Here is a 24,751-nt window from a genome sequence, read left to right on the forward strand (position 1 = left end):
GCCTTTCCGTTTTGCAAGCACTTCCGGGGCCCCATGGATACGTCTCTCCCTTCCGCCACGTCCAGCATTGCCGATCGGCTTTGCGCCGTGCGCCGCAGCATGCACGCCGCAGCCCTTGCCGCCGGGCGCGACCCGGCTGAGGTGACTCTGGTGGCCGTCTCCAAATTCCACCCCCTGCAAAGCGTGCAGGAGGCTCTTGCCGCGGGGCAGTGCGTGTTTGGTGAAAACCGGGTGCAGGAGGCCACAGCCAAGTTCCCGCCCCTGCGGGCCGCCAACCCCGACCTGCGGCTGCACCTGATTGGGGGCCTACAGACCAACAAGGCGCGCGATGCAGTCCGCATTGCCGATATGATTGAAAGCCTCGACCGCCCCGCACTGGTGGATGCCATTGCCCGTGCGGCAGATGCGCAGGGCCGGCTGCCCGACCTGCTGGTGGAGGTCAACACAGGCGATGAACCCCAGAAGTTTGGTGTGCCAAAAGAAGAGGCCGATGCGTTTATACGCCTGTGCCAGAAACGATTTGGCCCATCCCTGCGGGGGTTGATGTGCATCCCCCCTGCAGAGCAGAATCCGGTCCCACATTTTCAGCTCCTGCGCAGTATGGCCCAGACCCATGGCCTGCCTGTGCTGTCCATGGGCATGTCGGCCGATTTTGAGCAGGCCATTGCGCACGGTGCCACCCTTGTACGGGTTGGCAGCGCCATATTTGGCCCACGCCCGGCACTAGCCTGAACGGCCCATTCTCAATAATGGTAGCCGGTATGCCTTGCCTCTGGCACTCTGCGCACTTTATGCAGGGCATCCTAGAATTTCTTTTTTCTTCTTCTGCCCCTGACGCGGAGCCAGAAATGCCATGACCGACGCCGACAGTACAACGCCCAAAGGTTCCGCCCCGGCTCCGGGCGAGACGCCCCAGACCACCGGAGCACCAGAACCACGGCGGATTGCCGAGTTCGACGCGGATCAACCACAACATGCCATGGCACCCGTAGGCTTTGCTGCCCTGCTGAGCGTGCTGGGTGTTGTTTATGGTGATATTGGCACAAGCCCGCTTTACGCCTTTCGGTCCACGGTGGAGGTCATTTCTGACCACCACAAAGTGGAACCGTGGGAAATCATGGGGGTTGCCAGCCTTATCTTCTGGACCCTGATCCTGATCGTGACCGTTAAATATGTGCTGCTCATCATGCGGGCAGACCATAATGGCGAGGGCGGTATTCTGGCGATCATGTCCCTGGCCCAACGCGTAACCACCAGCACGCGAACGCGGCTGGTGCTTGGTATGGTCGGGATTATTGGCACCTGTCTGTTTTTTGGGGATGGCATTATTACCCCCGCCATTTCCGTGCTTTCAGCCATCGAAGGGGTGGAAGTCAGTATTCCCGCAGCGCACGAGGTGGTTATCCCGGTTGCCATACTGGTCATTATCAGCCTGTTTAGCGTGCAATGGGTGGGTACGGGCCGGGTGGGCACCATATTTGGCCCGGTGATGCTGCTCTGGTTTGGTACGCTGGGTACGCTCGGCGTTATCGAGATCATGCACCACCCGCATATTCTGCTCTCCCTCTCCCCCACCTATGCGCTGGAGTTCGTGTTTTACCACGGCAAACTCTCCTTTCTGGCTCTTGGGGCGGTTGTGCTGTGCGTAACCGGGGCAGAGGCGCTGTATGCGGATATGGGGCATTTTGGCCGCGCTCCCATCCGCTACGCATGGCTGTTTTTTGTGCTGCCCATGCTGGTACTGAACTATTTTGGGCAGGCCGCACTGGTTATTGCAGACCCCAAGGCGCTGGCTAACCCGTTCTTCCTGCTATGCCCGCACTGGATGCAGGGACCAATGGTGGTGCTGTCCACACTGGCAACGGTTATTGCCAGCCAAGCCGGGATTTCGGGCGGGTTCTCGCTCTGCCGCCAGCTTATTCAGCTCGGTTACATGCCGCGCCTGCGCATTACCCACACCAATGCGGAAGAAGAAGGCCAGATCTATCTGCCCGACTTCAACCGCTTCCTTGCTGTGGGTGCCGTGCTGCTGGTGCTGGCCTTCCGCAGTTCGGATGCTCTGGCCTCGGCCTACGGCATTGCGGTTACGGGCACGTTTATCTGCACCTCCATTCTGGCCATTGCGGTCTTTCGCAAGCACTTCAACTGGCCCGCATGGCAGGTTGGCATGGTGTTTGGTGGCTTTTTGCTGCTCGATGGCACGTTCTTTACCGCCAATGCGCTCAAAATCCCTGATGGCGGGTGGGTACCCGTAATGCTCGGCTGCGTGCTGACACTGATGATGACGACATGGAAAAAGGGCCGCGGTCTTATTATTGCCCGCCAGCGGCAGGACAGCCTGCCCATGGGCTCCTTTATTGCCCGTCTGCCCCAGTCGCGCACCATTATCCGCGTGCCGGGCATGGCCGTGTTCATGACCAGCACGCCCGACTTTGTGCCGCCCTGCCTGCTGCATAACCTGCGCCACAACAAGATCCTGCATGACCACGTGCTGTTTGTAACCGTGCAGAACCTTGACCAGCCGGAAGCCGAACGTGGCCACCGCGTAACGGTGGAAGAACTGGCACCGGATGTGTACCGGGTCATCCTGCGCTACGGCTTTATGGAAATGCCCAACATCCCCCGCGCGCTGGAAGAGCTCAAAGCCAATGGGGTGGACTTTGATGCCCTTCAGGCCTCGTACTTCACATCGCGCGAACTGGTCACACGTTCCTCGGTGCCGCGCATGTCGCGGTGGCGGATGTCCATCTTCCTGTTCATGCTGCGTAACTCGACTTCGAGCATGGAGTTCTTCCGTATTCCGCCCGATCGCGTGGTGGAACTGGGCGTAAAGGTAGCCATCTGAGCGCGTGCAGCACGAACCACTCGCCCTTTACATCCACTGGCCGTTCTGTCTGGCCAAATGCCCGTACTGTGACTTCAACTCCCATGTACGCGAGCATATTCCGCAGGCCCGGTTTGCCAAGGCACTCCGGGCCGAGCTGGCGCACGATGCCGCACGGCTGGGCCGCCGGAAGCTGACATCCATCTTCTTTGGCGGCGGCACACCCTCGCTCATGGCGCCAGAAACCGTGGCAGCCCTGATAGAAGATGCCCGCACCCTGTTTGACGCAGCTCCGGACATGGAGATCACGCTGGAAGCCAACCCGACCAGTGTGGAGGCCGGGCGGCTACACCAGTTCCGTCAGGCGGGTATCAACCGTGTCTCCCTTGGCATTCAGGCGCTAGAGGACCGGGCTCTTGCCTTTCTGGGCCGGGAGCATTCCGCGGCACAGGCCCGCGCGGCGCTGGAGACAGCACGCAGCCTGTTCCCCCGCCTGACATTTGACCTGATCTACGCCCGGCCAGAGCAGAGCATTGCCGCATGGCGGCAGGAACTGGCCACGGCCCTGCAACTGGCGGATGACCACCTTTCCCTCTACCAGCTCACAATCGAGCCGGGCACGCGGTTTGAAGCCCTCTACCGCCAAGGCACGTTTACCCTGCCCGACAGTGATACAGCCGCCGCCCTGTACGAAACCACGGCCGAACTCACACAGGCCCACGGCATGGCGGCGTATGAAGTGTCCAACTACGCGCGCCCCGGCAGCGAGAGCCAGCACAACCTGACCTACTGGCGGTATGGAGATTATCTGGGCATTGGCCCGGGGGCACATGGCCGCCTGAGCTTTGGCAATGCGCTCAAGGCCACACGCCGCCACCGTGCGCCCGAACCCTGGGCCGAACGGGTGGAACACACAGGCACCGGCCAGACATCGGAAGAAGACCTCACACCCCATGACCGTGCGCAGGAAATGCTGCTGATGGGCCTACGTGTGCATGAGGGTATTCATCTGGCCCGTTTTGTAGCCCGCACCGGCATGGAACTGGACAACGCCGTGGACCAGACCATTCTGGCGCAGGCACTGCGCGAAGGCTACCTGATACGCGACGACCAGACACTCCGCGCCACAGCAGAAGGCAGGCTGCGGCTTGAGGCCCTTTTGGCCGCTCTTGTGCTCTAACTCCGGCAGGGTGTTCCATACCTGACCACCACCATGTGAGGGACATGATAAACCTGATCAAACTTGTTGTTGGTGTTTCCTCGCTAGATGAGCTGGCGGAACGCCAGCGTTTACCCGCCAACCAGCGCCGCCACCCCGGCAGCGGCACAATGCTGCCTGTTGTGCACACACGGACTTTTCCCAAGCAGGCGGCAGCACTGCTCCAGGGTGGTTCACTTTACCGGGTTATTGCGGGGCTTATTCTGTGCCGCCAGCGCCTTGTGGACATTCAGCCCGAAACACGGGCCGATGGCACAAATGGCACATTGCTTTTTATCGACCCCACCATCATCCGGGTGGAAGCCCGCGCCCTGCGCCCTTTTCAGGGCTGGCGGTACCTGAACCCGGCTGACGCACCGCCCGACCTGAGCAGCAGCGCGCGGCATGACGACCTTCCCCCCGCGCTACAAAAGGAACTGACCCTACTTGGGTTATAAGGCAGCCCCAACCCGGCATGGAACAGCGCGCCTGCATGGGGGAATGTCAGGGCGTTGGCCCCTCGTTTAAAAAAAAATGCACAAATGTCATTTAGTTGCTTGACGCTCCGTACATTCCACTCTAAACAGCGGCTCAACAACGCCTCTGTCCCGTTCGTCTAGAGGCCTAGGACACTGCCCTTTCACGGCGGCAACACGGGTTCGAATCCCGTACGGGATACCATATGGTATCAAGCGCGTTGTTACTTTTCCACACATTGCTGAATTATGCTGCACATGGCACCATACAAGTGCTGGATAGCATCTGCTATGGCCCTGTTGGCAGGTAATAAAAAACCCCTTGCCGGGCAAGGGGCTTTTTAAGGCTATGAACCCATTATGTTATGGGCTGGCGTTCTTCCGGCACCCCGCTTTTTTTGAGAATAAAAAGAGCCAGCAGATAAACCAGCAGCCCACCAGCAGAAAGCAGCGCCCCACCCACACCCAGTGCAGCATACCCAAACTGCTGCCCCAGCAAGACACTCCCCAGCGACGCCCCCAGCGCATTGGCAATGTTAAATGCAGAATGATTAAGGGAGGCAGCCAGAGTTTGCGCATCGCCTGCAAAATCCATCAACCGTGTCTGCAAGGCGGGGCCTAGCGCGTTTACACAGGCCGGGATCAGAAATACATCAAGCATCAACGCAAGATTGCTGTGTAAAAGTGCTGAAAAAACCAGCATGGCTACCGCGCTGCCTGCCAACGCAAAAATAGCTGCCAGATTGATGTTACGGTCCACCAGCCACGCCCCGATATTGGCACCCGCCAGCATACCCACACCCCAGACCACCATATACAGCATGACCTGCCATTCGGGTACGTGCGTAACATTTTGCAAAACACTTGTCAGGTACGTGTAAATTGCAAACATGCCACCAAAGCCAATTGCTGCGGTCAGCAACGTGAGCAGCACCTGTGTATTACCCAGTGCCGTAACCTCCCTGAGCGGAGAATTGGCACGGTTTGGTGTATCCACCGGAATAAAGCGCCACACCCCGGCAAAGGTTAAAAGCCCGAACAGGCCAATAATCAGGTACGCAATGCGCCAGCCAAAATGATTGGCTGCAAAAGTGGAAAACGGTGCCCCGACCAGAGTAGAAATTGCAATGCCGGACAAAACACGCCCAACCGCCCAACCCCGGCGTGCACGCTCCACCATGGAGGCCGCAACCAGAGCCGATACGCCAAAAATGGCACCATGAGGCAATCCGGTAATAAACCGCGCCACCTCGACCAGCCTCGGTGTGGGCATGGCAACACTAAGCAGATTACCAAAAACAAACAGTAACAGCAGCACAAGCAGCAGTTCCCGCCGCGACAGGCGCGCACCCAGAATGGTAATGAGCGGCGCACCAATAACAACCCCAAGCGCGTAAGCTGTAATGGCATAACCCGCATCGGCCGTGGACAAGTGCAGGGATGCTGCAAATTCGGGCAGCATTCCCATAATGGCAAATTCACCAGTGCCAACAACAAATGCGCCAAAGGTCAGGACAAGGAGTGCCGCAGCTCTACCCGCGGGTGGGGCCATTGGGGCCATGCTGCCTACTGGGGGAGTGGTCTGTTCTGTCATGGTTTATGCTCTGTGCCAGAAACCCATCAGGCCGAAAGGGTTTTTGCAGCCACACGGGCAATGGCAATATCTTCTTCCGTGCTTGCGCCTGAAACACCAATGGCACCCAGCACCTTGCCATCTGCAGCCTTAAGCACCAGACCGCCGCCAAAGCTGGTCATACCGCCATTGGTGTTTTCCAGCGTATAGGCACGACCATCGGGATGACCAATTTTTGCAAAATCCGCGCTGTCCATCTGGAATAGAACCGCCGTGCGGGCCTTTTTGCTGGCCACATCAACCGCCCCCAGAATAACGCCTTCCATACGCAGGAAGGCAACAGGCCATGCTGCCGCGTCCAGAATGGAAATGCAGACAGTTACACCCATGCGCCGTGCCTCGGCATGGGCGGCATCCAGCATGGCGGTTGCGAGTGTTGCGTTCATGGTTCGTACATTCCTTTTGTGCAAAGGCGGGTACGTTAGCCACACGGGCAGATAAGGGAACCGGAAAAACAGGGAAAAGTTTATTTATTCAATATTGTTGAACATCAAGCTGCTCAAGTGAGCGCATCATCATCCACGCAAGCCTGATCAGGCGGTGTTGCGGAAACTGCGCAGGGGGGCCGGTCAGGCACAGGCTTGCCCTGACCTCCCCATTTATCCGCCATGGAATGGCAACACCGTTCAGCCCCGGCCTGTAGGCCTGCAGGTCCAGCGCATATCCTTTGATCCGTACATCTTCTATGCGGCTCAGTACATCTGCATCCAGCGCATTGGCACGGGTTGCCATTACCCGCTTGCCCAGACCGGGCACACAGGCCAAGAATACCCACCCAACGGCTGAACCTTCCAGATTTTCCCGCACTGGCACGCTGGGCCAAGCAGCACAAAGCCCATTGGGATCGACAATATCCAGATATGCTGCCTGATCCCCGCTAGGCACGGCCAGCCATGCCGTGCCACCACTTTTATGGGCAACGGCTTCCAGCACAGGGCGCAGGCGGGCCCGCACGCTGTTATCATCCCCCGCAATACGGGCGAGGTTGAGTATGCGTCCGCCCAGATGGTAACGCATATCCCCTGCCCTGCGCTGGACGTATCCCAAATGGTCCAGCGTTTGCAGAATATTGTGCACCGTTGTTTTGCCTATGCCCGAAATACTGGCAATCTGCTGCAAACGTGCACCACCGCCCTGCTGGGCTATAATTTCCAGAATAGCTGCGGACCGCTCTATGGACTGGATAAGCCTTGGCGTTTTGCTCATGCCGCATTCCCACTACCCAAGGGGCTGACCATACTCCGCCCGCCTTATGGCACGCAGCATAACAGCACCTTGGCAGAACGCCTGACTTTTCTGGCCACCATCCTTCAGGATGGAATACCGCTCATGACCAGCCTGAATGCAAAAAAGAGGAACACTACCCCCGTAAGCACATCCAGCGCACGCACCACTCTGGGGCTGGACAGAACACGACCGAGCGAAAACGCCAGACAGGCCAGAACCGCATACCATGCCACAGCCATAACCACCTGCACCCCCGCCAGCAGAAGGGAATAGCTGACCCGGTGCACACCTGCGGGAATAAACTGGGCAAAGGCAGTCAGGTCGAACACACCAACAAGTGGGTTAAGGCATGTGGTCAACAGCCCACGCTGGTAGCCAGCCCCCATACCGCCAACAGACCGTGCCTGAGCATCTGCCCGCGCCTGATCATGCGCCCCGGCAGAAGGCATAAGCAGGCGCACCCCCAGATAAGCCAGATAAAGCGCCCCGGCCCATTCCAGCGCCAGATACAGTGTGGGAGAGGCCGCAACCAAAGCGCTTACCCCAAACGCTGTGCCTGCTCCCCATATGGCAAGCCCTGTGCCGGTGCCCAGCGCAGCCCCAAGGGCCGCCTTGCGGCTCACATTCATGCCCAGACGGATAACAAGGGCCGTTTCTGTCCCCGGTGTGAGCACCAGAACACCCCACGCGGCGGCAAAGGTCAGTAAAGGCAAAAAAGCATGGGGCATGGCCAGGTCCTGCACAGTGCATTGAGCAACACGCACCACCCTATGGCCGGTTCAGCCCATAGGGTGGTGCGTGCTGGGTGCTAAAAAAGAACAAAAGCCACAAAAAGTCCAAGCCAACAGGCAAAAAAATACCTGTGATCACTCTAACGCTATCTGCGGTTATATAACTCCATAGCCATGTGGCGTGCGCCCACAACGTGCTGGGCCGCAATATAGGCCATGAGCATGGCATGGGCTGCGGGGTTTTCGGCCTTTTCCTCTCCCTCCTGCTTGGGGGCACAACGGGCCTTTATGGCCAGACTTAGTGCGTGCTCCAGCATGCCGCGGAAGAGGGTCTCAAGCTGCAAGGCTCTGGCGCGGTAAGGTAAGGGCTGCTCTGGCATAAACATCCCCAGCATCTGCCCTCCGGCCTGTTGCAAGGCGGCCTCTTCGGCCAGTTGAGGGGGCTCGCTGAACAGGGCCAGAACCTCCGCCCTGTTCGGCGCAACGCGCAGCAGATGCCGCAGCAAAGGGTGCAGACTCCCCACTCCACCCGCTATAGGCGCGGAGCAGGAGGAAGCATGCGGGTAAGAACCCGGCAGTAAATAGCGTGACATCAGACATCTCAGCCCCCGGTCAGTCCCGCCCGGTGACATGGTTTGCAAGACGAAGGCAGGTCTCCTGACTTGCAGATACGCGACACACCCTGCCTTCCCGGTTATGCACCAGTGGCCGCCCCTTCCGGGGCAACGGGTGTAAACTACTGCCTACAGTTGCGGGTACAGTCTCCGACTGACTTCTGGCGAAGCTTACGGTGTTCCCTTTTCATCCGCTCGCGCGGAACCTTCGACTAACAGGGGCAGGCTATAGCGGCATGCGCGCTTTGCCGCGAGCAAAAAAACAGGCTCACGCCCCTCCCGCCGGCACTCCCAGCAGACCCAAACGCCACTGACCCGCATGGCAACTGATCAGGCTGTAACTCAGGGGCGGTACATCAACCCGTGCAGCATGGGCCAGACCCACAGCTCCTTCCCCCTGATACAAAACCCGCAACAGCAGATTGCGCACCACAGCAGGCCGTGCCAGCACAATGGCTGCGGGCAGGGTCTGGCTTATATCATCCAGCCAAAGGGTCGTTCTGTGGTAAGATGCGGCAAAGCTTTCCCCTTCTGGTGGGGCAAAAGTCGCATCGGTTAAAAAGGCATGCTGCTGCACAGGGTTCAGAGCTTGCAGGCCTGTGCCCGCCCATGTTCCGTAATCCCTGTCCCGCAGGGCATCCTGTGGCCGCATGATGTGCCCTTGCCCATCCGGCACGGCCACATCCGGGGCATAGAATACCGTTAACTGGCTCACGGACGGTAGATAAGCTGCGGCTGTCTGGGGGGTATAGCCATGCGCAACCTGTTCAGCCCCATCAGGCAGTACACCCTTGCGCACAACACCGGGTAGTGCAGACGCACAGCAAAGCAGCTTCAACCCACAAACCTTTCCCGACTGGGCCATGACTGTACAGGATTTGCCAGCATGCCGCAGACACCCTACACCATCAGGCATTATTTTACCGCGATTTAAAACCGAGAATCGGATGCCCGCTTTTTCCAGCACTTTATCCAGCGCTCTGTGTTCCCGTTTTTCGTGGGTCGCGGTCTGTCTGGCCGTTTCAGGCTGTGCGGCCCCCATTACCGTGCAGCGCCTGAGCCTGACAGACAGCTACAAGGAACGCAGCCAGAGCACACTGAGCGGGCAGAAACTGAGCAACACCACCCGTATTGTGCTTGAGCGCCAGAACCTGTTGGCCATATGGAAGAAAAATCCCGAACAGGCACTGGCCATCCTGCGCGCCAGCACACAGGCGCAGTTTTACACCCCCGACCTGCAGGACCAGCTTTTTGCCCTTGCGGAACTGAACTACCTACTGGGTCGCCAGAACACGGACCGTGCGGCCTTTATGGCGGCAGCCCTGTACGCCTATGCCTACCTGAACCCCAACGGGCCGGATAACGCAAAACCCAACCCGTATGACGTACATTTCCGCCAGGCGTGTGATCTTTACATGTTTGGCCTGACCGAAGCACTGGGCAACCCTGTGGAGGTGGCACCACAACGCTGGACGCTCCCCTTCGGCACGCTGGACCTGTCCACCACCCCCGCGCAGAAGGAATGGTACGGCTATACGCTGACCGACTTCCGCCCTACAGCGCGCCTTTCGGTGCGGGGGATAAAAAATATCTATCGCAGGGCGGGGCTGGGGGTGCCACTGGCAGCAGTACCCCACCCACCAGAAAACAGCCAGATTTCCTTCTCCATTACCGACAAGCTGCGTATTCCCGTTAACCTGCTGCTGGAAATCCCCAACCCACGCGAGCAGATTTTTACAAACCATATTGATGCGCGCCTGACACTGGCAACCATTGACACAACAAGCAGCCTGCCAACCACAGACGGTGTTATTCCCCTACAATATGACCAGACCGCCTCCCGCGCGATCAGCCTGAGCAACGCGGTTGACTGGTCCGTGGAATACAAGGGTTTTCTGGATGGCAATCTCTTTAACAAACGTGCCCAGCTTATTGCCATAGAACCGCACCAGTATGGCCATATGCCCGTTGTGCTGGTGCATGGCACGGCCTCCAGCCCCGGACGCTGGGCAGATATGGTCAATGACCTGCTGGAAGACCCGCAGATACGCGCACATTATGAGTTCTGGTTTTTCTCCTACGCCACGGGCAACCCTATCCCCTACTCCGCCTTGCAACTCCGCGATGCCCTGAACCGCACCATCCATGACCTTGGTGGCACGCAGGCAGACCCGGCACTGGGGCAGATTACCCTGATCGGGCACAGCCAGGGCGGACTTTTGGCAAAAATGCTGGCCATTGACCCGCATGATGCCCTGTGGAACGGGCTGACCCACCGCGCGCTCTCCAGCCTCCACCTTTCACCCAATGTACGGCAGTTTCTGGAACAGGCTCTTTTCCCTACCCCCATGCCTGAAGTCAAAAGTGTTGTGTTTATCTCCACTCCACAACATGGCAGTTATCTGGCCGACTTTTCCATTGCGCACCTTATAGGACGGATGGTCACTTTTCCCGCAGCCATTACGGAAGTGACCCAGCAGGTCCTTGAGGGCAACACCGGCGCGCTCAAGGTGGACATGAGCCCCAGCCGTTTTGGCAGTGTTTATGGCATGTCCCCCCGCAGTGCGTTCATACAGGCGCTGGCGACTGTTCCTGTTGTGCCGGATGTGCAGAGCCACTCCATTATTCCCGTGCTGGGCAACGGGGCGCTGGAAAATGCGGATGATGGTGTGGTGGCTTACGCCAGTGCACATGACCCACGGGTGCAGAGCGAACTGGTTGTGCGCAATTCGGGCCACTCCACACAGGCCAACCCGATCACCATTGCCGAAGTACGCCGTATTCTGCTGCAACAGTTAGCAGCCACCATACCCGACCTGCACGTTAAGGGGGATATAAACCACACCAACATCATGCGTATTGGTGGGGATTACGTCATCCCCGCCACATGGGCAAAGCCATGATCATGCGCAAACACCGCAGCCGCCACACAAGACACTGGAAACTGACCGCAATAACCCTGCTTTTTGCAGTCTATGCCTGTGCGGCCCTTTACTATTCCACGCTTGAGCCAGACCTGCTGCGCCTTGGGGCAACCGGCCTGTGCGGGCTACTGTTTGTGGCAACATCCTGTATCCGCCAGCCCATACGCCGCATTGCAGCCCTGTGTGGGCTTTGTGCGGGCTTTGCCATATGGTTCTGCACCAACCTCCCCAGCAATAACCGCGAATGGGCCGGGGAATATGCCGTGCTGGCCGATGCCATACAGGATGGTCGTATGGTCCATGTGCGCAATATCCGGGATTTTACCTATAAAACCGAAACCGATTATACCCCGCACTATTACAACGCGGACTTTGATCTGGACCACCTTGCCACCATAGACCTGATAACGTCTTACTGGGCGGGGGACAGCATTGCCCATGTGTTCCTGTCCTTCGGGTTTGATGATGGCCGGCACCTTGCCGTTTCCATTGAAACACGCCGCCAGAAAAAGTTTTCCTATTCCACCATCGCCGGTTTTTTCCATCATTATGAACTGACCTACGTTACAGCCGATGAACGCGACCTGATTGGTGTGCGCACGGATATACGCAAAGAACGTGTGTATCTTTACCGGCTGGAACTTTCTGCCCAGACCCGGGAAGCCGTTTTTAAAAACTACCTGACGGAAATACACAAACTGACCACCACCCCACGGTGGTACAATACGCTTATGGACAACTGCACGACCGAAATTCTGGCCCGTGCCAATGCCCGCACCCGTTACCGGCTGGACTGGCGGGTGCTGCTGAGCGGGTACACAGCCTCCCTTGCCTATGATCTGGGGCTACTGAACACACACTATGATTTTGCCACGCTCCACGAACTCAGCCGAATAAAGCGCCCTGCAAATGCTGTGCCAGATGCGAATTACTCTAATGAAATACGGGAATCCCTCCCGCTCGCACTTGCGAATAAATAAAAACAACGGAAATACATGCATATCGCTCGCATTTAGAAGTAAGTTTGTTGCAAGTGATAATTATTTTTCCAAAAGCACTTGATTTTGAACATTTTTTTGTTTGCGAGTGGTTGCGTTTTATATTATGGTCCGCTTCAGTTCCTTTTGTAATCGAGAGTAAGCCACCATGGTCAAAGACCCTAAAGTTATTGAACACCTGAACATCCAGCTCACCAACGAGCTGACCGCCATCAACCAGTATTTTCTGCATGCCCGCACCCTGCGCCACTGGGGCGTGACCCTGCTGGGCAAAAAAGAATACGAAGAATCCATTGAGGAAATGCGTCACGCTGACTGGCTGATCGAACGCATTCTGTACCTGGGCGGCCTGCCCAACGTGCAGCGCCTGAACACGATTCTGATCGGTCAGGACGTCAAGGAAATCCTTGAATGCGACATGAAGCTGGAAGAAAAGGCCATGAGCGACCTGCGCGAAGGCATTGCGTACTGCGAAAGCGTGCGTGACTTCGTATCCCGCGACCTGCTGCTGAAAATCCTGTCCAATGAAGAAGAACATGAAGACTTCATTGATCGCCAGTTCGACCTGATCAAGCAGATTGGCGTTGAGCGTTACATCCAGCTCAACTCCGCCTCCGCTCCTGAGCAGGAATAAAAATTGCCCTGCTGCCCGGCTTATAACGAGCCGGGCAGCAGCCTGCTTTTACCTGCTTAGTTTTTACCCAATGCCGCAGCGTAAAGCTCCGGCTTAAAGCCCACCTGCAAACCCTGCTGCGTTTCAAGCACCGGGCGTTTGATCAGTGTTGGATGGGCGACCATAAGGGCTATGGCCCGCTTTTCGGTCAAATCAGCTTTATCGGCATCAGGCAGTTTTCTAAACGTTGTGCCTGCTTTGTTCAGCAGTTTTTCCCACCCTACCTGTGCGGCCCATGCTTCCAGTTGTTGCGCGGTAACACCGGCCAGTTTGTAGTCATGGAAGATATACGCAACGTCATGCTCTTCCAGCCAGTTGCGGGCCTTGCGCACGGTATCGCAGTTTTTAATGCCATATAATGTCAATCCGCCAGACACGGTGTTCTCCTTTACGGGACCAATCCCCAAAACATTGCGCATTTTTTGCATGAATGCTGCATCTTCTGCCAGATTGAACTCCCGCGCCTGCGCAATATTATACGCCACGCATAAAGGCAGTAATCGCTGGGCCTGCGGTTCCGTTACATAGCGCGGCACAATATGGGTATGCAGCGATGGCGCCTGATTACACCATGTTTCGTAATTAATGCGCGCAGCCCCTGTCACCTCAAGCAAGGCATCCCCCACCCGCACAACATCCTGCAGGTAGTCCAGCCGCTGCTGGCCTTGCAGGTCATTCACACTGGGCACGGCTGGGTCTGCCAGCAAAATGCAGTATCCTTCCACCGGCTGCGTATCGGCCACCACCAGCCAGCCGGATGCCATACGGCCGATAACCTTGGGGTAGGCCCCCTTGCGTGCAAGCTCCACGCGCTGCTGTATGACATTCTGGGTCATTACTTTGCCTCTACGGTGTTGGTGTGGGTTAGTGTAATGTTAACAATTATATCTTATCCGAAAAATGGCACATAAATACCAATAATGACTGCATTTTCTTGACAGTAAAAGCATGTTCACGTCCTAATGCCACAACCATGCGCTACCGTCCCCTCCAGCGCGCCATACCTGTTCTGCTTCTGCCTCTGGCGGGCTGTAAGGTTGCGGGCGCCCCGTCTTTTCCACTGGCTGGAGCCTACTTCCCCAGCTGGATGCTCTGCAGCCTGCTGGGCATTCTGGTGGCAGTGGGTTTGCGCGTGCTGTTCCTTGCCACGGATATTGACGCCCTGCTCCGCCTGCGGCTGTTCACCTATGTCTCGCTTGGCACCATAACGGGCCTGCTGTTCTGGCTTTTGGCATTTGGGCCGTAACGCATGAAAAAAATATCCCTTTCCAACCGCAACCCCATTGGCCTTGCTGTAGCTGTGCTCTGCATTGCGGCGGCCTCTGCGCTTGGCTACTACGTTCTGGGGCAGGATGAATCCTACCCTTCCACCGATAGCGGAACGGTAGATGCCGAGCTGGTGCATATTGCCTCCACTGTTGGTGGGCGGTTGCAGGCTTTGAATGTGCATGTCAACCAGTCGGTCAAGAAGGGGGATGTGCTTTATCAGCTGGACCCTGAACCCTATAATCTGGCGGTGCAGCAGGCCACAGCCGGACTGGCGCTGACACAGGCAGGGGTAGAGCAGCAGCAGCGTCTGGTTGCCGTGGAAGCCGCCAATGCCGACATTGCCAAAAATCAGGCTGCCCGGGCCAAAACCAACCATGACCTTGCCGCCCGCACCGTGGAGCGCCTGCGCCCACTGGCCAGCAAATCCTATATTCCGTGGCAGCAATATGATCAGGCTCAGGTTGCCCTGCATGATTCGGGCATTACTCTGGACCAGAGCCACCTGCAGGCCACAGCAGCACAGGTTGCTGTTGGGGACCTGAACAGCTCCATTGCCGCCCGGCAAGTAGCCGAGGCTACGCTGGCCCAAGCCCGGTACGCCCTGCGCCAGACCACCGTTACGGCCCCAGCTGATGGTTATGTGACCAGCCTGCGGGTTATTCCGGGGGAAGTGCTTATTCCCTCGCAGGTTCTGTTTACGCTCATCGCCAATGACGGCTGGTTTGTTACCGCCAACATGCGTGAAGGCACGCTCCATGCCATTCACCCGGGCGACTGCGCCACGGTTTACTCCATGATTAACAGGAACACCCCCATACGCGGCCATGTGGAAAGCATTGGCTGGGGGGTGTTTTCCGCTGATTCCGCAGGTTTGAGCCGCACTTTGCCTTTTGTCCCGCGGGAGATGGACTGGGTGCATGTGGCCCAGCGTTTTCCTGTTCGGATCAGGCTGGAACAGGCCAACCCGCAACTGCTGCGGCTTGGAGCCACAGCCACAGTGGAAATACGCCATGGCGCCGCCTGCGACTGACACAGGCAAAAGCACTCTGGCCCGGATATGGTGGCTGATCCGCGCGCCCCTGCCGGGCCGTGGCGGCCACAGCCTGCGCATGGCCGCCGCCTGCACCATGGTCGTGCTGATTGGTGAGATCTGGCAGATCCCCGATGTGGCCGTGCCCGCCCTGTGCACCATGGCTATCTGGCAAAAAGACCGCACGACCAACATGCTGGCAGGTGTTGCGGTCAACCTTTTGATCGTGGCCATTCTGGCACTACTTTTTGTGCTGATCCATCTGACACTGGACCATCCGTTTGGTCAGGTCGTGGCGATCATGCTGCTGTCCTTCTGCTTCTTTTTTCTGGGGTCAGCCAGCAAGCTCAAGCCTGTTGCCTACCTTCTGGGCTTGATTGTTGTCTTTGCCCTGGTTGTTGCCGACCAGGTCCCGATTGGGGAAATTGCAACCCGCGCCCTGCTTTATGCCGACCTGTTCATTCTGGTTCCCGGCGCGGTGATGATTGTGTGCGGCCCGCTCATATGCCCTTCCCCCGCAACACTGATGATGCGTGAAATTGCCGCACGCCTGCGCTTATGCGCCACATTACTCGAACAGCCTGACAGCTACCAGCTGGACTACGCCCGCGCCACATTGCGTGCAGGAGCCAGCGGCATGCTCAAACTGCTGAAAATGGCAAAGCTGGAGAAGATTCTTCACAAGGACCCGCTTGCCCATCTGGAGCAGTCCGCCTACTCCAGTGTTGCGGCCCTTGCGTTGGCCCACACGGCCTTTCGGGATGGGGAAGAACAGCCAGACACTCTGGAATTTTCACAAACCCTGCGCGATATGGCAGAAATTTTTTCGCATAATGGCTACCCGCAGGATATTCCTCGCCTCAACGCACCAGACCATGCGCCCGCACTGGCCCAACTAGCCAATGTGCTGCATGGTTTTACTGAGCCGGTCCTTCCCGCAACACAGAACACACCAGTACCTGAGCCAAAATCGGGCTTTTTTACCCCAGATGCCTTCAGCAACCCCGAACACGTGCGCTTTGCCGTCAAAGGCACGGTGGCTGTGCTGATCAGCTATTTTATCTTTATCATCCTCAGCTGGCCGGGCATCCACACCTGTATCATCACCTGTTTTATTGTTGCCCTGCCAACCGTGGGGGAAATGACAACAAAGCTGCGGCTACGTATTAGCGGGGCACTGGTTGGAGGGGCCATTGGCATTGCCTCCATTATTTTTGTCATGCCCCATCTTTATAATATTGCGGCTTTTCTACTGCTGATTTTTGTTGTGTCCCTTTTTGCCTCATGGATCAAAAATGGGGATGAGCGCATAGCCTATGCAGGCTTCCAGATTGGCCTTGCCTTTTTTCTGAGCGACCTTAAAGGCTACGGCCCCACGACAGATATGACCACGGCCCGTGACCGTATTATCGGTATTCTGCTTGGCAATTTTATAACCTACGCCGTTTTTGTCACTTTCTGGCCCTCCAGCGCATACGGCCCCATTGCCCAGCGCTTTAGCAGTTTGCTTGATGCCTTAAAAAAACAGATCACCACCCCCGACCCCGCCGAACATACCCGGCTGGCTGCCACCGTTCAGGAAGACCTGTCCAGCGCGGAGCGTGCTCTGGAACTGGCCGAAGCCGAGCCCCAACACATGCGTGCACGCATGCCGCTTTTGCCCATTTACGCCACGTTAACACGGCAGGCCGCCATTGCCGCCGAGGATGGGCTACTGCCCTCCCGGCAACAGGCCGTTCAGCAACACATACAGGACATGGAACAGGCCCTGACATGACACACCGCGCCCCGCCCCCGGTCCTGCTTGGCCTTCCCTGCCTTCTGCTTGGCCTTTCAGGCTGTGCCACACAGGCGCTTGAGAGCGCTCCTGCCCGGCCAGACATGCCCTGGCAGCCCAACATTGCCGCCAATGGGGAGCTTCTGCCCGGCAAGGCTGGACGCCGGGGGCTTATGCTCCCCCCCGGCTACGTACTGCCCGCAAACCATGCCCTTGCCCCCCGCCCGGCAGATAGCAACATCAACACCTCGCACATCTATACGCTGCCCGAACTCATTGATATTGCCCAGTCCAACAACCCCAGCACACGCCGGGCCTGGAATGCCGCGCGCGATGCCGCATTGGCCGTGGGCATTGCCCGCACCACCTACGTGCCCCACCTTACGGCCTCCATTGTTGGGGGGTATGGCACCCGGCACAACAACAACTCCTTTAGTGTTGAAAACGGCGGGCTGGCTGGCAACATTATCAACAACACCAACACTCCACGCACCCAGAATAACGGGCATGGTGAAGTGCAAACGCTGAACATGGAATGGCTGCTGTTTGACTTTGGCAAGCGCGAAGCCATGATTGATGCCGCATCCCAATTACAACTCGCCAGCAACGTGCTGTTTACCGCTGCCCACCAGAAGGTCATTTACGGTGTTACACTGGCCTTTTATACGCATGCCGCAGCCGTAGCCCGTGCAGGGCTGGTAGAGCAGGCACTGCGCAATGCCCGCAATGTGCAGGCCGCAGCCGAGGCGCGCCTGCATCAGGGCCAAGGGACAATTGTGGATGTCGCCCAGACCCAGCAGATGACCGCACAGGCCGAACTCCGTCTGGTTCAGGCCCAGAACGGGATTGAAAACACGTATCTGGAACTCATGACCTCCATGGGTATTTCCCCCTCCACCCAGCTACGCACGCAGGACGTGGCAGGGCGCCCACTTAACATTAACGACATGCGCATGACGGATGACATGATCCGCACGGCCGTTTCCCAACGGCCGGATGTACTGGCCGCCTATGCTGCGGCCAAGGCGGCGCGCAGCAATGTAACGGCAGCAAAAGCCGAGTTCTTGCCAAAAGTTTTTGTTACCGGCAACGTGGCCTATACAACCGGGCATCTGGCGCTTTCCTCCGTGCCTGGTGCGGGGTCAGATTCATCACCAACCCTTAATCTGTCCTCCAACAACTTCAGCAGTCTTGTGCTGGGGGGTATTTCGGTCCCGATTTTTGATGGCGGGATGCGTGCCGCCGTGCTGAAGCAGGTTCAGAACCGGGCAGACAGCACACAGGTTACTCTGGAGCAAACGCTGGACGACTCCGCCAAGCAGATTGTCGCGGCAGAAAACGGCCTGCACACAGGGTTGAGCGCTTACCGGGCCGCCACCAAGCTGGAAGCCGCAGCCCAAACCAGTTTTGATGCCGCCTTTACAGCCTACCGCAGTGGTGTTGGGTCCATAACACCCGCAACACTCGCCCAAAGCGGGCTGCTCGATGCCCAGCTCGCCCAGTCGGATGCGTATTATGCCGCCCTTATTGCAGCTGCCAGCCTTGGCTTTGCAACCGGCGCCATTGGCAATGTGCCAGATCAGGGGGTGGATGAACCTGCCCGGTAACAAAAACACGTGGCCTCGTGCCCATCCAGCATACCAACCGCCTGCATCCATGCCTGCACGGTTGTAGGGCCAACAAAGCGGAACCCTTTATGCTTAAGGGCTTTTGCAACGGTTACGGATAAAGGGGAATGTGGCTCCAGCCCGCTCCCGCGCTCATGGGCCTGTGCCGTGCGCACCATGCCCCACGCAAACGTGGCAAAATCCTCCCCCCGTTCCTGCATGGCAAGCCATGCCTGCGCATTGGCTACAGTCGCGGCAATTTTGGCGCGGGAGCGGATAATGCCTGCATCCCCCATAAGCCGTGCCTGATCATCCTGTGTAAACGCGGCAACCCTGTGCGGGTCAAACCCACAAAAAGCGCGCCGAAAATTCTCACGCTTTTGTAAAACAGTATTCCATGACAACCCGGCCTGAAAGGTTTCCAGCACCAGCGCCTCCCATAAAGCGCGGCTGTCGGTAACGGGTTGGCCCCATTCCTGGTCATGGTATGCGCGGAGCAGAGCATTGGATTCGGCCCACCCACAGCGCACCAGCGCACCAGAGCTGCTCATCCCCTGCCCGTATTACGAACGTGGCACATCTGGCGTGCGGATAAAGGCGAACTGCGCCCCTCCCTCCGCTTCCCGCTGGGCTGTGGTGCGGCGGGATGCGGCATACCGTTCGGATACGGCCCGCAGGGCAGGCAGAGCAGCACGGTCCCCACGAAGCAGCCCGATAAGGGCACGCACACGCAGGGATTCCTCCTCACTGGCAAGGCTGTAATGGATTGTGCGGGATTCGCGCCTTGGCACCACAATTTCTGCCCGCCGCAAAGCCCCGAGTTGCTGGCTGAGCGTAGGCTGGCCAATGCCGGTGCAGGATTCCAGCTCCCCCACGGCAAGGGAGCCCTGCTCCAGCAGTGCATCCAGAATCATCAACCGCTGTGGCTGGGCAAACAGCTTCATCCGTTCCACAAGCTGCCGGGCTTCTTCCACCCCCAGAGCACTCATGCCTCGGTATCCTTGCTCATGTTCATGAACCAGTCTGGCCCCGCAGCTATGACATCTTCATGTGTCTGACCTGTGGGGAGCACCACATCCGCCCCCGGCGTCCAGCCTTCGGGGGTCATGACATCCCCCCGCTCAACCCGTTGCAGGGCACGCAGCACCCGCAGCATTTCCGCCACGGAGCGGCCAACCGTTGCGGGGTACCATGTGATCACGCGCACAATACCGTTGGGGTCTATAAAATACGCGGCGCGCACGGTCGCGCTATTGCGCGCATCCAGATCAAGCATACCGTAGGCACGAGCAATGGCCAGCGAAGGGTCTTCAATAACAGGAAAGGAAACAGTGACGCCAAAACGCACCCGTATGGCTTCCAGCCATGCCAGATGGGCAGGCAGGCTATCCACCGACAGGCCGACCAATGCGCAGTCCATGGCCTCAAACTGGGGAACAGCCCGCGCCATGGCAATAAATTCGCTGGTGCAGACCGGCGTAAAGTCCGCTGGGTGCGAAAACAGAATAACCCACCGCCCACGCAAACTGCTGAGCGTAAAATCCCCCTGCGTGGTGCGGGCCGTAAAATCAGGTGCTGCATCCCCGATCTTCAGGGACGAGGAGAGGGGCACCAAAGGGCAGGCATCTGCTATGCGATCGTTCATGGCAGTTTCCTTTACGCGAAATCCTGATCTTGACGCAAGATGGTTTCATATTTAGTGAAATAAAATATACACTGTTACAGTAAATTATAAACAGTTGGAGTCTCCCATGTCGGACACCGCCATCACAACAGCAACGGCCCAGATTCTGATGATGCTCCGCCATCCACAGACCCGCCCTGTGGTGCAGAGTTTTTTTGACCCGGCCACCTTTACCGCAAGCCATGTTGTGCATGACCCGGCAACAAAGGAGGCTGCTGTCATTGACAGCGTTCTGGATTATGACGCCGCATCTGGCCGGACCAATTACACCTCTGCCCAGCAGATTGTGGATTATGTTAAAGCGCAGGGCCTGAACGTGATCTGGCAGCTGGAAACACACGCCCATGCCGACCACCTTTCTGCCGCGCCGTGGTTGCAGGAGCAGCTTGGCGGCAAGTTGGGCATCGGGGCGGATATTGTGCGGGTGCAGGAGGTATTTGGAAAAATATTCAACGCCGGCACGGAATTTGCGCGCGATGGCTCCCAGTTCAACCACCTGTTCAAGGATGGAGAGCAGTTCAAGCTGGGGAATCTGGACTGTATTGCCCTGCATGTTCCCGGCCACACCCCGGCGGACATGGCCTTTGTTATCGGGGATGCCGCCTTTATCGGGGACACACTGTTCATGCCCGATTACGGCACCGCCCGGGCGGACTTCCCCGGTGGGGATGCCCGCATGCTCTACCGCTCCATCCGCCGCCTGCTAACCCTGCCCCCCCAGACACGCCTGTTTTTGTGCCATGATTACAAGGCCCCCGGACGCGATACCTTTGCGTGGGAAACGACCGTAGGGGCCGAACGCGAACACAACATTCATGTGCATGATGGCGTGGACGAAGAAGCTTTTGTGGCCATGCGCACCACGCGGGATGCCACTCTGGACCTGCCGAACCTGATCATGCCCTCCGTGCAGGTCAATATTCGGGGGGGGCACATGCCCGAGCCGGAAGATAACGGGGTTAGCTATATCAAAATCCCTGTAAACCGCCTGTAAGCACCCCAGCGCCCTGACCACGCACACCCCGGAGTTCCCATGTTAACACCCCACCTTCTACACATCGCGCTGGAAATTGCTTCTGGCGCAACCGTGGGGTTCACCCTTGGGCTGGTCGGGGGGGGCGGGTCCATTCTGGCCGTGCCGCTTATGGTCTATCTGGTTGGGGTGCCCAACGCGCATGTCGCCATTGGCACCAGTGCCCTGTCTGTTTCCATCAATGCACTGGTTGGACTGGCCCAGCATGCGCGCAACAAAACCGTAAAATGGCGGTGTGCAGGTATTTTTGCCCTCTGTGGCGTGGGCGGGGCCTTTTTGGGGGCGTCCCTTGGCAAGGCTGTGGATGGCAAGCACCTGCTGCTCCTGTTCGCCCTGCTCATGATCGGGGTTGGTGTGCTCATGATCCGTGGCCGCCATAATACCGGCTGCCCGGGTGCCAGCTGTAACAGGGAGAACGCGCCCAAGGTCATGGGCTGCGGGTTTGGCACGGGCCTGCTTTCAGGTTTCTTTGGTATTGGCGGCGGCTTTCTGATTGTGCCGGGCCTTATGGCTTCCACCAGCATGCCTATTCTTAATGCTGTTGGCACATCGCTGGTGGCTGTGGCGGCATTCGGGTTTAGCACCACCATCAGTTACATGCTCTCCGGTTATGTGGACTGGCAACTGGCAGGGCTGTTTATTCTGGGTGGGGCCATTGGGTGCAGCATCGGCACCAGGGCATCACGCGCGCTGGCAGGCTCTACCGGCAGGCTGACCACAGTTTTTGCCAGCCTGATCTTTGTTGTTGCCGCCTATATGATCTGGCAGAGCATCCGCCAGTTCTAGGGGCGGAATCGTCTCTTCCTTTCCAGCCATTCTGACGGCACTGACCTGCCTGCACCCGCAGCTGATGCAAAGCGCAACCTATCAGCCTTAGAGCTGGGCCTGTGGCCGGGGTTGCTCCGCCACTGTTTGCTCCGCACTGGCCATGGCCTGATGCAGCTGGGCATAAACATTCCCCTCCCCCAGAGCACTGACAATATGGTGCCGCTCCATGTCCGCCAGTGCATAGGAAGCGACCCGGCCAAAAATAACCCGCACACCTTGCATGTGCAGCCGGAACAGCACATCGCGCACAACACTGGCGGCAGAATAGTCAATATCTGTAATCGCGCTGCAATCCACAACAAGGCAGCGCACCGGCGCAGGCGCACTGGCAAGGAGCAGGTCAATATCTTCCGCAAAAAGCGAGCAGTTTGCGTAAAACAGATCCGCACAGAACCGGTAAACCACAAGCCCCGGCGCCGTCTGCTCTCCTGCACTTACGGGAACGGCCTCAAGTGCCTGTGTTGCCGGGTCTGGCTTGAGCACCATGGTATGGGGCCGGTAGCTGTGCCGCACATGCCGGAACAAGGAGAGGGCAATCGCAATAAAAATGCCTTGCTCCACACCAATGCTCACCACTGTTGCCATGGTCACCAGCGCAAGCCGGAACTCCCCGGGGCTTTCCTTCCGGATATGATTCAGGGCGGCGGTATCAATCATGCCCACAGCAACACAGAACACAACCGAACCCAGAATACAGCGGGGCAGATACTGGAGTGGCCCAGTAAAAAACAGCAGCACACATAACGTAACGGCAGCAAAAACAAGCTGGGCCTTCTGGCTGGTGCCCCCGGCCTGCACGGCCATGGCGGTCTGGGTTGGGCTGCCATTAACCGTAAAGGTGCCACTTAGCCCGGCTGCTGCATTGGCGGCACACAGGCCAACAATATCTGCATTGGCATCAACAGTTTCATGCAACCTGTAAGCAAAAGCGTGCGATGTTGCCGCACTTTGCGCAATAATGACAAAAACGCATGATGCAGAAACCGGCAGAAGTGCCAAAAACTGATGCCAGGACACCACAGGAACCGCAAAGTGCGGCAAGCCACCCTGCATAGGCCCCAGAACCGTTACGCCATACTGCGCCAGCCCCAACAGCCAGCTTAACCCCAATGCCCCCAGCACCACCACCAATGCCACAGGCCGACCGGGCAAAAAGCGAGCACCACACAGCAAGATCACACAGGCCACGCAGGAAATACCGACCGAGAGCAGGTGCATGTGCGCGCCAGCCTGCACAAGCCCCACAAACTGGGCCACGGTATTGTGCGAGCTGACATCCAGCCCCACCATGTCATACAGCATGCTCATGCTGACCTGCACACCCACGCCAGCCAGAAACCCCACCAAAACAGTGCGGGACAGAAAATCTGCCAAAAACCCAAGCCTGCACAGGCGGGCCGCCAGCAAAAACCCTGCATTAAGCAAGGCAACAGCGCTGACCAGATGGATATAGGCCGCACTACCCACCGGCTCCATTTCCGACAGGGCGCTGGAAAAAATGGCTGCTGTGGCGGAATCTGCGGCAACTACCAGATGGCGGGATGAACCAAAAAGCGCAAACGCCACCAGCGGGAACAGCACCGTATACAACCCGGTAACCGTAGGCATGCCCGCAATACGCGCATAACCCAGCACCTGCGGAATGTTCATGGATGCCAAAGACACCCCTGCCCACACATTTTTGCTGACAGAGAACGTTTTTTGCCACCAGCCGGTTAATGTACGCACGCAGTCCCCCTGCCCTACCCTGCGTTCCCTGCTGGCCTGCTCCGGGCTGGGTCGGCCCTTGCCAGCCTTGCAGAACATGCAACAATCGCGCCTTTGTAAAAGAGGCATGTAACATGACTGTAACAGTTTACCACAATCCGTCCTGCGGCACGTCCCGCTCCGTGCTGGAACTTGTGCGCAATGCGGGCATAGAACCCGAGGTGGTGCTTTACCTTAAAACACCCCTCAGCCGTGACCAGCTTGAAGAGATTGCACGCCAGGATACACTTGGGGCGCGCGACCTTTTGCGTACAAAAGAAAAACTCTGTGCAGAGCTTGGCCTGGACAAACCCGAAGTCACAGACGCCCAGATTCTGGATGCCATTGCCCAGCACCCCACCCTGCTCAACCGCCCTGTTGTGGTAACACCCAAAGGGGCAAAAGCCTGCCGCCCAGCCAGTGTGGTGGAAGAACTGCTGCCATAACCACGCGCCTGCCCCGGCGTGGAGAGCATAAAA

Annotated in this window: 25 protein-coding genes, 1 tRNA gene, 1 pseudogene and 1 riboswitch; of the genes and pseudogenes, 15 read left to right on the forward strand and 12 right to left on the reverse strand. The window is 57.9% G+C overall.

The genetic code is table 11. The features are described 5' to 3' along the window. The first annotated feature begins 33 nt into the window (after positions 1 to 33). The 5 genes from GOB83_RS05745 to GOB83_RS05765 all read left to right on the forward strand — a co-directional run bounded on the left by GOB83_RS05745 (position 34) and on the right by GOB83_RS05765 (position 4,703). Positions 34 to 732, forward strand: coding sequence for a YggS family pyridoxal phosphate-dependent enzyme (locus GOB83_RS05745; protein ID WP_165925506.1), 699 nt, complete (start codon positions 34 to 36; stop codon positions 730 to 732). Positions 733 to 853: 121 nt separating this feature from the next. Further along, positions 854 to 2,845 (forward strand): potassium transporter Kup, encoded by a 1,992-nt coding sequence (locus GOB83_RS05750; protein ID WP_095349587.1) that lies wholly within the window; start codon positions 854 to 856, stop codon positions 2,843 to 2,845. Positions 2,846 to 2,849: 4 nt separating this feature from the next. Beyond that, complete coding sequence (gene hemW, locus GOB83_RS05755) at positions 2,850 to 4,004, forward strand: radical SAM family heme chaperone HemW (RefSeq protein ID WP_165925507.1); 1,155 nt, start codon at positions 2,850 to 2,852, stop codon at positions 4,002 to 4,004. A gap of 44 nt (positions 4,005 to 4,048) precedes the next feature. Continuing rightward, positions 4,049 to 4,480 carry a DUF1489 family protein gene (locus GOB83_RS05760; RefSeq protein ID WP_086646246.1) on the forward strand — a complete coding sequence of 144 codons (432 nt, stop codon included), beginning with the start codon at positions 4,049 to 4,051 and terminating at the stop codon, positions 4,478 to 4,480. 147 nt (positions 4,481 to 4,627) lie between these two features. After that, positions 4,628 to 4,703 (forward strand) — tRNA-Glu (locus tag GOB83_RS05765). A gap of 153 nt (positions 4,704 to 4,856) precedes the next feature. Here GOB83_RS05765 and GOB83_RS05770 read toward each other — a convergent pair. From GOB83_RS05770 to GOB83_RS05795, 6 genes are all read right to left on the reverse strand, one after another. Then, positions 4,857 to 6,092: an MFS transporter gene (locus tag GOB83_RS05770; RefSeq protein ID WP_165925508.1), complete on the reverse strand. Its 1,236-nt coding sequence runs from the start codon at positions 6,090 to 6,092 to the stop codon at positions 4,857 to 4,859. Positions 6,093 to 6,118: 26 nt separating this feature from the next. Beyond that, on the reverse strand, positions 6,119 to 6,517 hold the full coding sequence (locus tag GOB83_RS05775; protein ID WP_165925509.1) for a GlcG/HbpS family heme-binding protein: 399 nt from the start codon (positions 6,515 to 6,517) through the stop codon (positions 6,119 to 6,121). Positions 6,518 to 6,605: 88 nt separating this feature from the next. Next, positions 6,606 to 7,337, reverse strand: coding sequence for an IclR family transcriptional regulator (locus GOB83_RS05780; protein ID WP_165925510.1), 732 nt, complete (start codon positions 7,335 to 7,337; stop codon positions 6,606 to 6,608). 104 nt (positions 7,338 to 7,441) lie between these two features. Beyond that, positions 7,442 to 8,086, reverse strand: coding sequence for a LysE family translocator (locus GOB83_RS05785; protein WP_095349592.1), 645 nt, complete (start codon positions 8,084 to 8,086; stop codon positions 7,442 to 7,444). A gap of 149 nt (positions 8,087 to 8,235) precedes the next feature. Then, the gene (locus GOB83_RS05790) at positions 8,236 to 8,682 is read right to left on the reverse strand and encodes a hypothetical protein (protein ID WP_165925511.1); all 447 of its coding nucleotides are present in this window, start codon (positions 8,680 to 8,682) and stop codon (positions 8,236 to 8,238) included. 37 nt (positions 8,683 to 8,719) lie between these two features. After that, a riboswitch (cobalamin riboswitch) is annotated at positions 8,720 to 8,928 on the reverse strand. Positions 8,929 to 8,971: 43 nt separating this feature from the next. Next, complete coding sequence (locus GOB83_RS05795) at positions 8,972 to 9,541, reverse strand: histidine phosphatase family protein (protein WP_165925512.1); 570 nt, start codon at positions 9,539 to 9,541, stop codon at positions 8,972 to 8,974. Positions 9,542 to 9,650: 109 nt separating this feature from the next. On the opposite strand from GOB83_RS05795, the gene GOB83_RS05800 reads away from it, so the two are divergent. From GOB83_RS05800 to bfr, 3 genes are all read left to right on the forward strand, one after another. Continuing rightward, positions 9,651 to 11,606, forward strand: a complete 1,956-nt coding sequence (locus GOB83_RS05800; protein ID WP_165925513.1) for an esterase/lipase family protein — start codon at positions 9,651 to 9,653, stop codon at positions 11,604 to 11,606. Beyond that, positions 11,603 to 12,607, forward strand: coding sequence for an Lnb N-terminal periplasmic domain-containing protein (locus GOB83_RS05805; RefSeq protein ID WP_165925514.1), 1,005 nt, complete (start codon positions 11,603 to 11,605; stop codon positions 12,605 to 12,607). The genes GOB83_RS05800 and GOB83_RS05805 overlap by 4 nt, the downstream gene beginning before the upstream one ends. Positions 12,608 to 12,773: 166 nt before the next feature. Continuing rightward, on the forward strand, positions 12,774 to 13,259 hold the full coding sequence (gene bfr / locus GOB83_RS05810; RefSeq protein WP_025826363.1) for a bacterioferritin: 486 nt from the start codon (positions 12,774 to 12,776) through the stop codon (positions 13,257 to 13,259). Positions 13,260 to 13,315: 56 nt separating this feature from the next. On the opposite strand, the gene GOB83_RS14760 is transcribed toward bfr, so the two are convergent. Further along, positions 13,316 to 13,675 (reverse strand): ArsC family reductase, encoded by a 360-nt coding sequence (locus GOB83_RS14760; RefSeq protein ID WP_253528444.1) that lies wholly within the window; start codon positions 13,673 to 13,675, stop codon positions 13,316 to 13,318. Positions 13,676 to 13,690: 15 nt separating this feature from the next. Beyond that, positions 13,691 to 14,134 (reverse strand): annotated as a pseudogene (locus GOB83_RS15175) (HIT family protein); the annotation flags it as partial. Positions 14,135 to 14,271: 137 nt separating this feature from the next. Here GOB83_RS15175 and GOB83_RS05820 point away from each other — a divergent pair. The 4 genes from GOB83_RS05820 to GOB83_RS05835 are packed head-to-tail and all read left to right on the forward strand — an operon-like array spanning position 14,272 to position 18,981. Further along, positions 14,272 to 14,544 (forward strand): YtcA family lipoprotein, encoded by a 273-nt coding sequence (locus GOB83_RS05820; protein WP_165925515.1) that lies wholly within the window; start codon positions 14,272 to 14,274, stop codon positions 14,542 to 14,544. 3 nt (positions 14,545 to 14,547) lie between these two features. Continuing rightward, positions 14,548 to 15,597: a multidrug transporter subunit MdtN gene (mdtN, locus tag GOB83_RS05825; protein ID WP_165925516.1), complete on the forward strand. Its 1,050-nt coding sequence runs from the start codon at positions 14,548 to 14,550 to the stop codon at positions 15,595 to 15,597. Then, complete coding sequence (locus tag GOB83_RS05830; protein WP_165925517.1) at positions 15,578 to 17,374, forward strand: FUSC family protein; 1,797 nt, start codon at positions 15,578 to 15,580, stop codon at positions 17,372 to 17,374. Before mdtN ends, GOB83_RS05830 begins: the two co-directional genes overlap by 20 nt. Then, on the forward strand, positions 17,371 to 18,981 hold the full coding sequence (locus tag GOB83_RS05835; protein ID WP_086646269.1) for a TolC family protein: 1,611 nt from the start codon (positions 17,371 to 17,373) through the stop codon (positions 18,979 to 18,981). Before GOB83_RS05830 ends, GOB83_RS05835 begins: the two co-directional genes overlap by 4 nt. Here GOB83_RS05835 and GOB83_RS05840 read toward each other — a convergent pair. The 3 genes from GOB83_RS05840 to GOB83_RS05850 are packed head-to-tail and all read right to left on the reverse strand — an operon-like array spanning position 18,954 to position 20,626. Continuing rightward, complete coding sequence (locus GOB83_RS05840; protein WP_165925518.1) at positions 18,954 to 19,532, reverse strand: DNA-3-methyladenine glycosylase I; 579 nt, start codon at positions 19,530 to 19,532, stop codon at positions 18,954 to 18,956. The genes GOB83_RS05835 and GOB83_RS05840 overlap by 28 nt on opposite strands. A gap of 12 nt (positions 19,533 to 19,544) precedes the next feature. Further along, the gene (locus GOB83_RS05845) at positions 19,545 to 19,970 is read right to left on the reverse strand and encodes an ArsR/SmtB family transcription factor (RefSeq protein WP_165925519.1); all 426 of its coding nucleotides are present in this window, start codon (positions 19,968 to 19,970) and stop codon (positions 19,545 to 19,547) included. Further along, the gene (locus tag GOB83_RS05850) at positions 19,967 to 20,626 is read right to left on the reverse strand and encodes a peroxiredoxin (RefSeq protein ID WP_086646272.1); all 660 of its coding nucleotides are present in this window, start codon (positions 20,624 to 20,626) and stop codon (positions 19,967 to 19,969) included. The genes GOB83_RS05845 and GOB83_RS05850 overlap by 4 nt, the downstream gene beginning before the upstream one ends. Before the next feature lie 106 nt (positions 20,627 to 20,732). Here GOB83_RS05850 and GOB83_RS05855 point away from each other — a divergent pair, with 106 nt between their 5' ends. Next, positions 20,733 to 21,659, forward strand: coding sequence for an MBL fold metallo-hydrolase (locus tag GOB83_RS05855; RefSeq protein ID WP_165925520.1), 927 nt, complete (start codon positions 20,733 to 20,735; stop codon positions 21,657 to 21,659). A 39-nt stretch (positions 21,660 to 21,698) separates the two neighbouring features. Beyond that, the gene (locus GOB83_RS05860) at positions 21,699 to 22,484 is read left to right on the forward strand and encodes a sulfite exporter TauE/SafE family protein (protein WP_165925521.1); all 786 of its coding nucleotides are present in this window, start codon (positions 21,699 to 21,701) and stop codon (positions 22,482 to 22,484) included. A gap of 87 nt (positions 22,485 to 22,571) precedes the next feature. Here the strand turns inward: GOB83_RS05860 and GOB83_RS05865 are convergent, their stop codons facing one another. Beyond that, on the reverse strand, positions 22,572 to 24,332 hold the full coding sequence (locus tag GOB83_RS05865) for a SulP family inorganic anion transporter (RefSeq protein ID WP_165925522.1): 1,761 nt from the start codon (positions 24,330 to 24,332) through the stop codon (positions 22,572 to 22,574). Between the two features lie 35 nt (positions 24,333 to 24,367). Here GOB83_RS05865 and arsC point away from each other — a divergent pair, with 35 nt between their 5' ends. Beyond that, the gene (gene arsC / locus GOB83_RS05870) at positions 24,368 to 24,718 is read left to right on the forward strand and encodes an arsenate reductase (glutaredoxin) (protein WP_086646276.1); all 351 of its coding nucleotides are present in this window, start codon (positions 24,368 to 24,370) and stop codon (positions 24,716 to 24,718) included. Positions 24,719 to 24,751: the final 33 nt, after the last annotated feature.

The sequence above is a fragment of the Acetobacter fabarum genome, from assembly GCF_011516925.1.
GTDB lineage: Bacteria > Pseudomonadota > Alphaproteobacteria > Acetobacterales > Acetobacteraceae > Acetobacter > Acetobacter fabarum.

Coding starts and splice junctions, on each gene's coding strand:
- GOB83_RS05760 (WP_086646246.1), top strand. CDS start 4,049: ATGATAAACCTGATCAAACTTGTTGTTGGTGTTTCCTCGCTAGATGAG.
- GOB83_RS05800 (WP_165925513.1), top strand. CDS start 9,651: ATGCCCGCTTTTTCCAGCACTTTATCCAGCGCTCTGTGTTCCCGTTTT.
- GOB83_RS05845 (WP_165925519.1), bottom strand. CDS start 19,970: ATGAGTGCTCTGGGGGTGGAAGAAGCCCGGCAGCTTGTGGAACGGATG.
- GOB83_RS05805 (WP_165925514.1), top strand. CDS start 11,603: ATGATCATGCGCAAACACCGCAGCCGCCACACAAGACACTGGAAACTG.
- GOB83_RS05830 (WP_165925517.1), top strand. CDS start 15,578: ATGGCGCCGCCTGCGACTGACACAGGCAAAAGCACTCTGGCCCGGATA.
- GOB83_RS05865 (WP_165925522.1), bottom strand. CDS start 24,332: ATGTTCTGCAAGGCTGGCAAGGGCCGACCCAGCCCGGAGCAGGCCAGC.
- GOB83_RS05775 (WP_165925509.1), bottom strand. CDS start 6,517: ATGAACGCAACACTCGCAACCGCCATGCTGGATGCCGCCCATGCCGAG.
- GOB83_RS05850 (WP_086646272.1), bottom strand. CDS start 20,626: ATGAACGATCGCATAGCAGATGCCTGCCCTTTGGTGCCCCTCTCCTCG.
- GOB83_RS05750 (WP_095349587.1), top strand. CDS start 854: ATGACCGACGCCGACAGTACAACGCCCAAAGGTTCCGCCCCGGCTCCG.
- mdtN (WP_165925516.1), top strand. CDS start 14,548: ATGAAAAAAATATCCCTTTCCAACCGCAACCCCATTGGCCTTGCTGTA.
- GOB83_RS05860 (WP_165925521.1), top strand. CDS start 21,699: ATGTTAACACCCCACCTTCTACACATCGCGCTGGAAATTGCTTCTGGC.
- GOB83_RS05820 (WP_165925515.1), top strand. CDS start 14,272: ATGCGCTACCGTCCCCTCCAGCGCGCCATACCTGTTCTGCTTCTGCCT.
- GOB83_RS05790 (WP_165925511.1), bottom strand. CDS start 8,682: ATGTCACGCTATTTACTGCCGGGTTCTTACCCGCATGCTTCCTCCTGC.
- arsC (WP_086646276.1), top strand. CDS start 24,368: ATGACTGTAACAGTTTACCACAATCCGTCCTGCGGCACGTCCCGCTCC.
- GOB83_RS05780 (WP_165925510.1), bottom strand. CDS start 7,337: ATGAGCAAAACGCCAAGGCTTATCCAGTCCATAGAGCGGTCCGCAGCT.
- GOB83_RS05785 (WP_095349592.1), bottom strand. CDS start 8,086: ATGCCCCATGCTTTTTTGCCTTTACTGACCTTTGCCGCCGCGTGGGGT.
- GOB83_RS05840 (WP_165925518.1), bottom strand. CDS start 19,532: ATGAGCAGCTCTGGTGCGCTGGTGCGCTGTGGGTGGGCCGAATCCAAT.
- bfr (WP_025826363.1), top strand. CDS start 12,774: ATGGTCAAAGACCCTAAAGTTATTGAACACCTGAACATCCAGCTCACC.
- GOB83_RS05835 (WP_086646269.1), top strand. CDS start 17,371: ATGACACACCGCGCCCCGCCCCCGGTCCTGCTTGGCCTTCCCTGCCTT.
- GOB83_RS05855 (WP_165925520.1), top strand. CDS start 20,733: ATGTCGGACACCGCCATCACAACAGCAACGGCCCAGATTCTGATGATG.
- GOB83_RS05770 (WP_165925508.1), bottom strand. CDS start 6,092: ATGACAGAACAGACCACTCCCCCAGTAGGCAGCATGGCCCCAATGGCC.
- GOB83_RS05745 (WP_165925506.1), top strand. CDS start 34: ATGGATACGTCTCTCCCTTCCGCCACGTCCAGCATTGCCGATCGGCTT.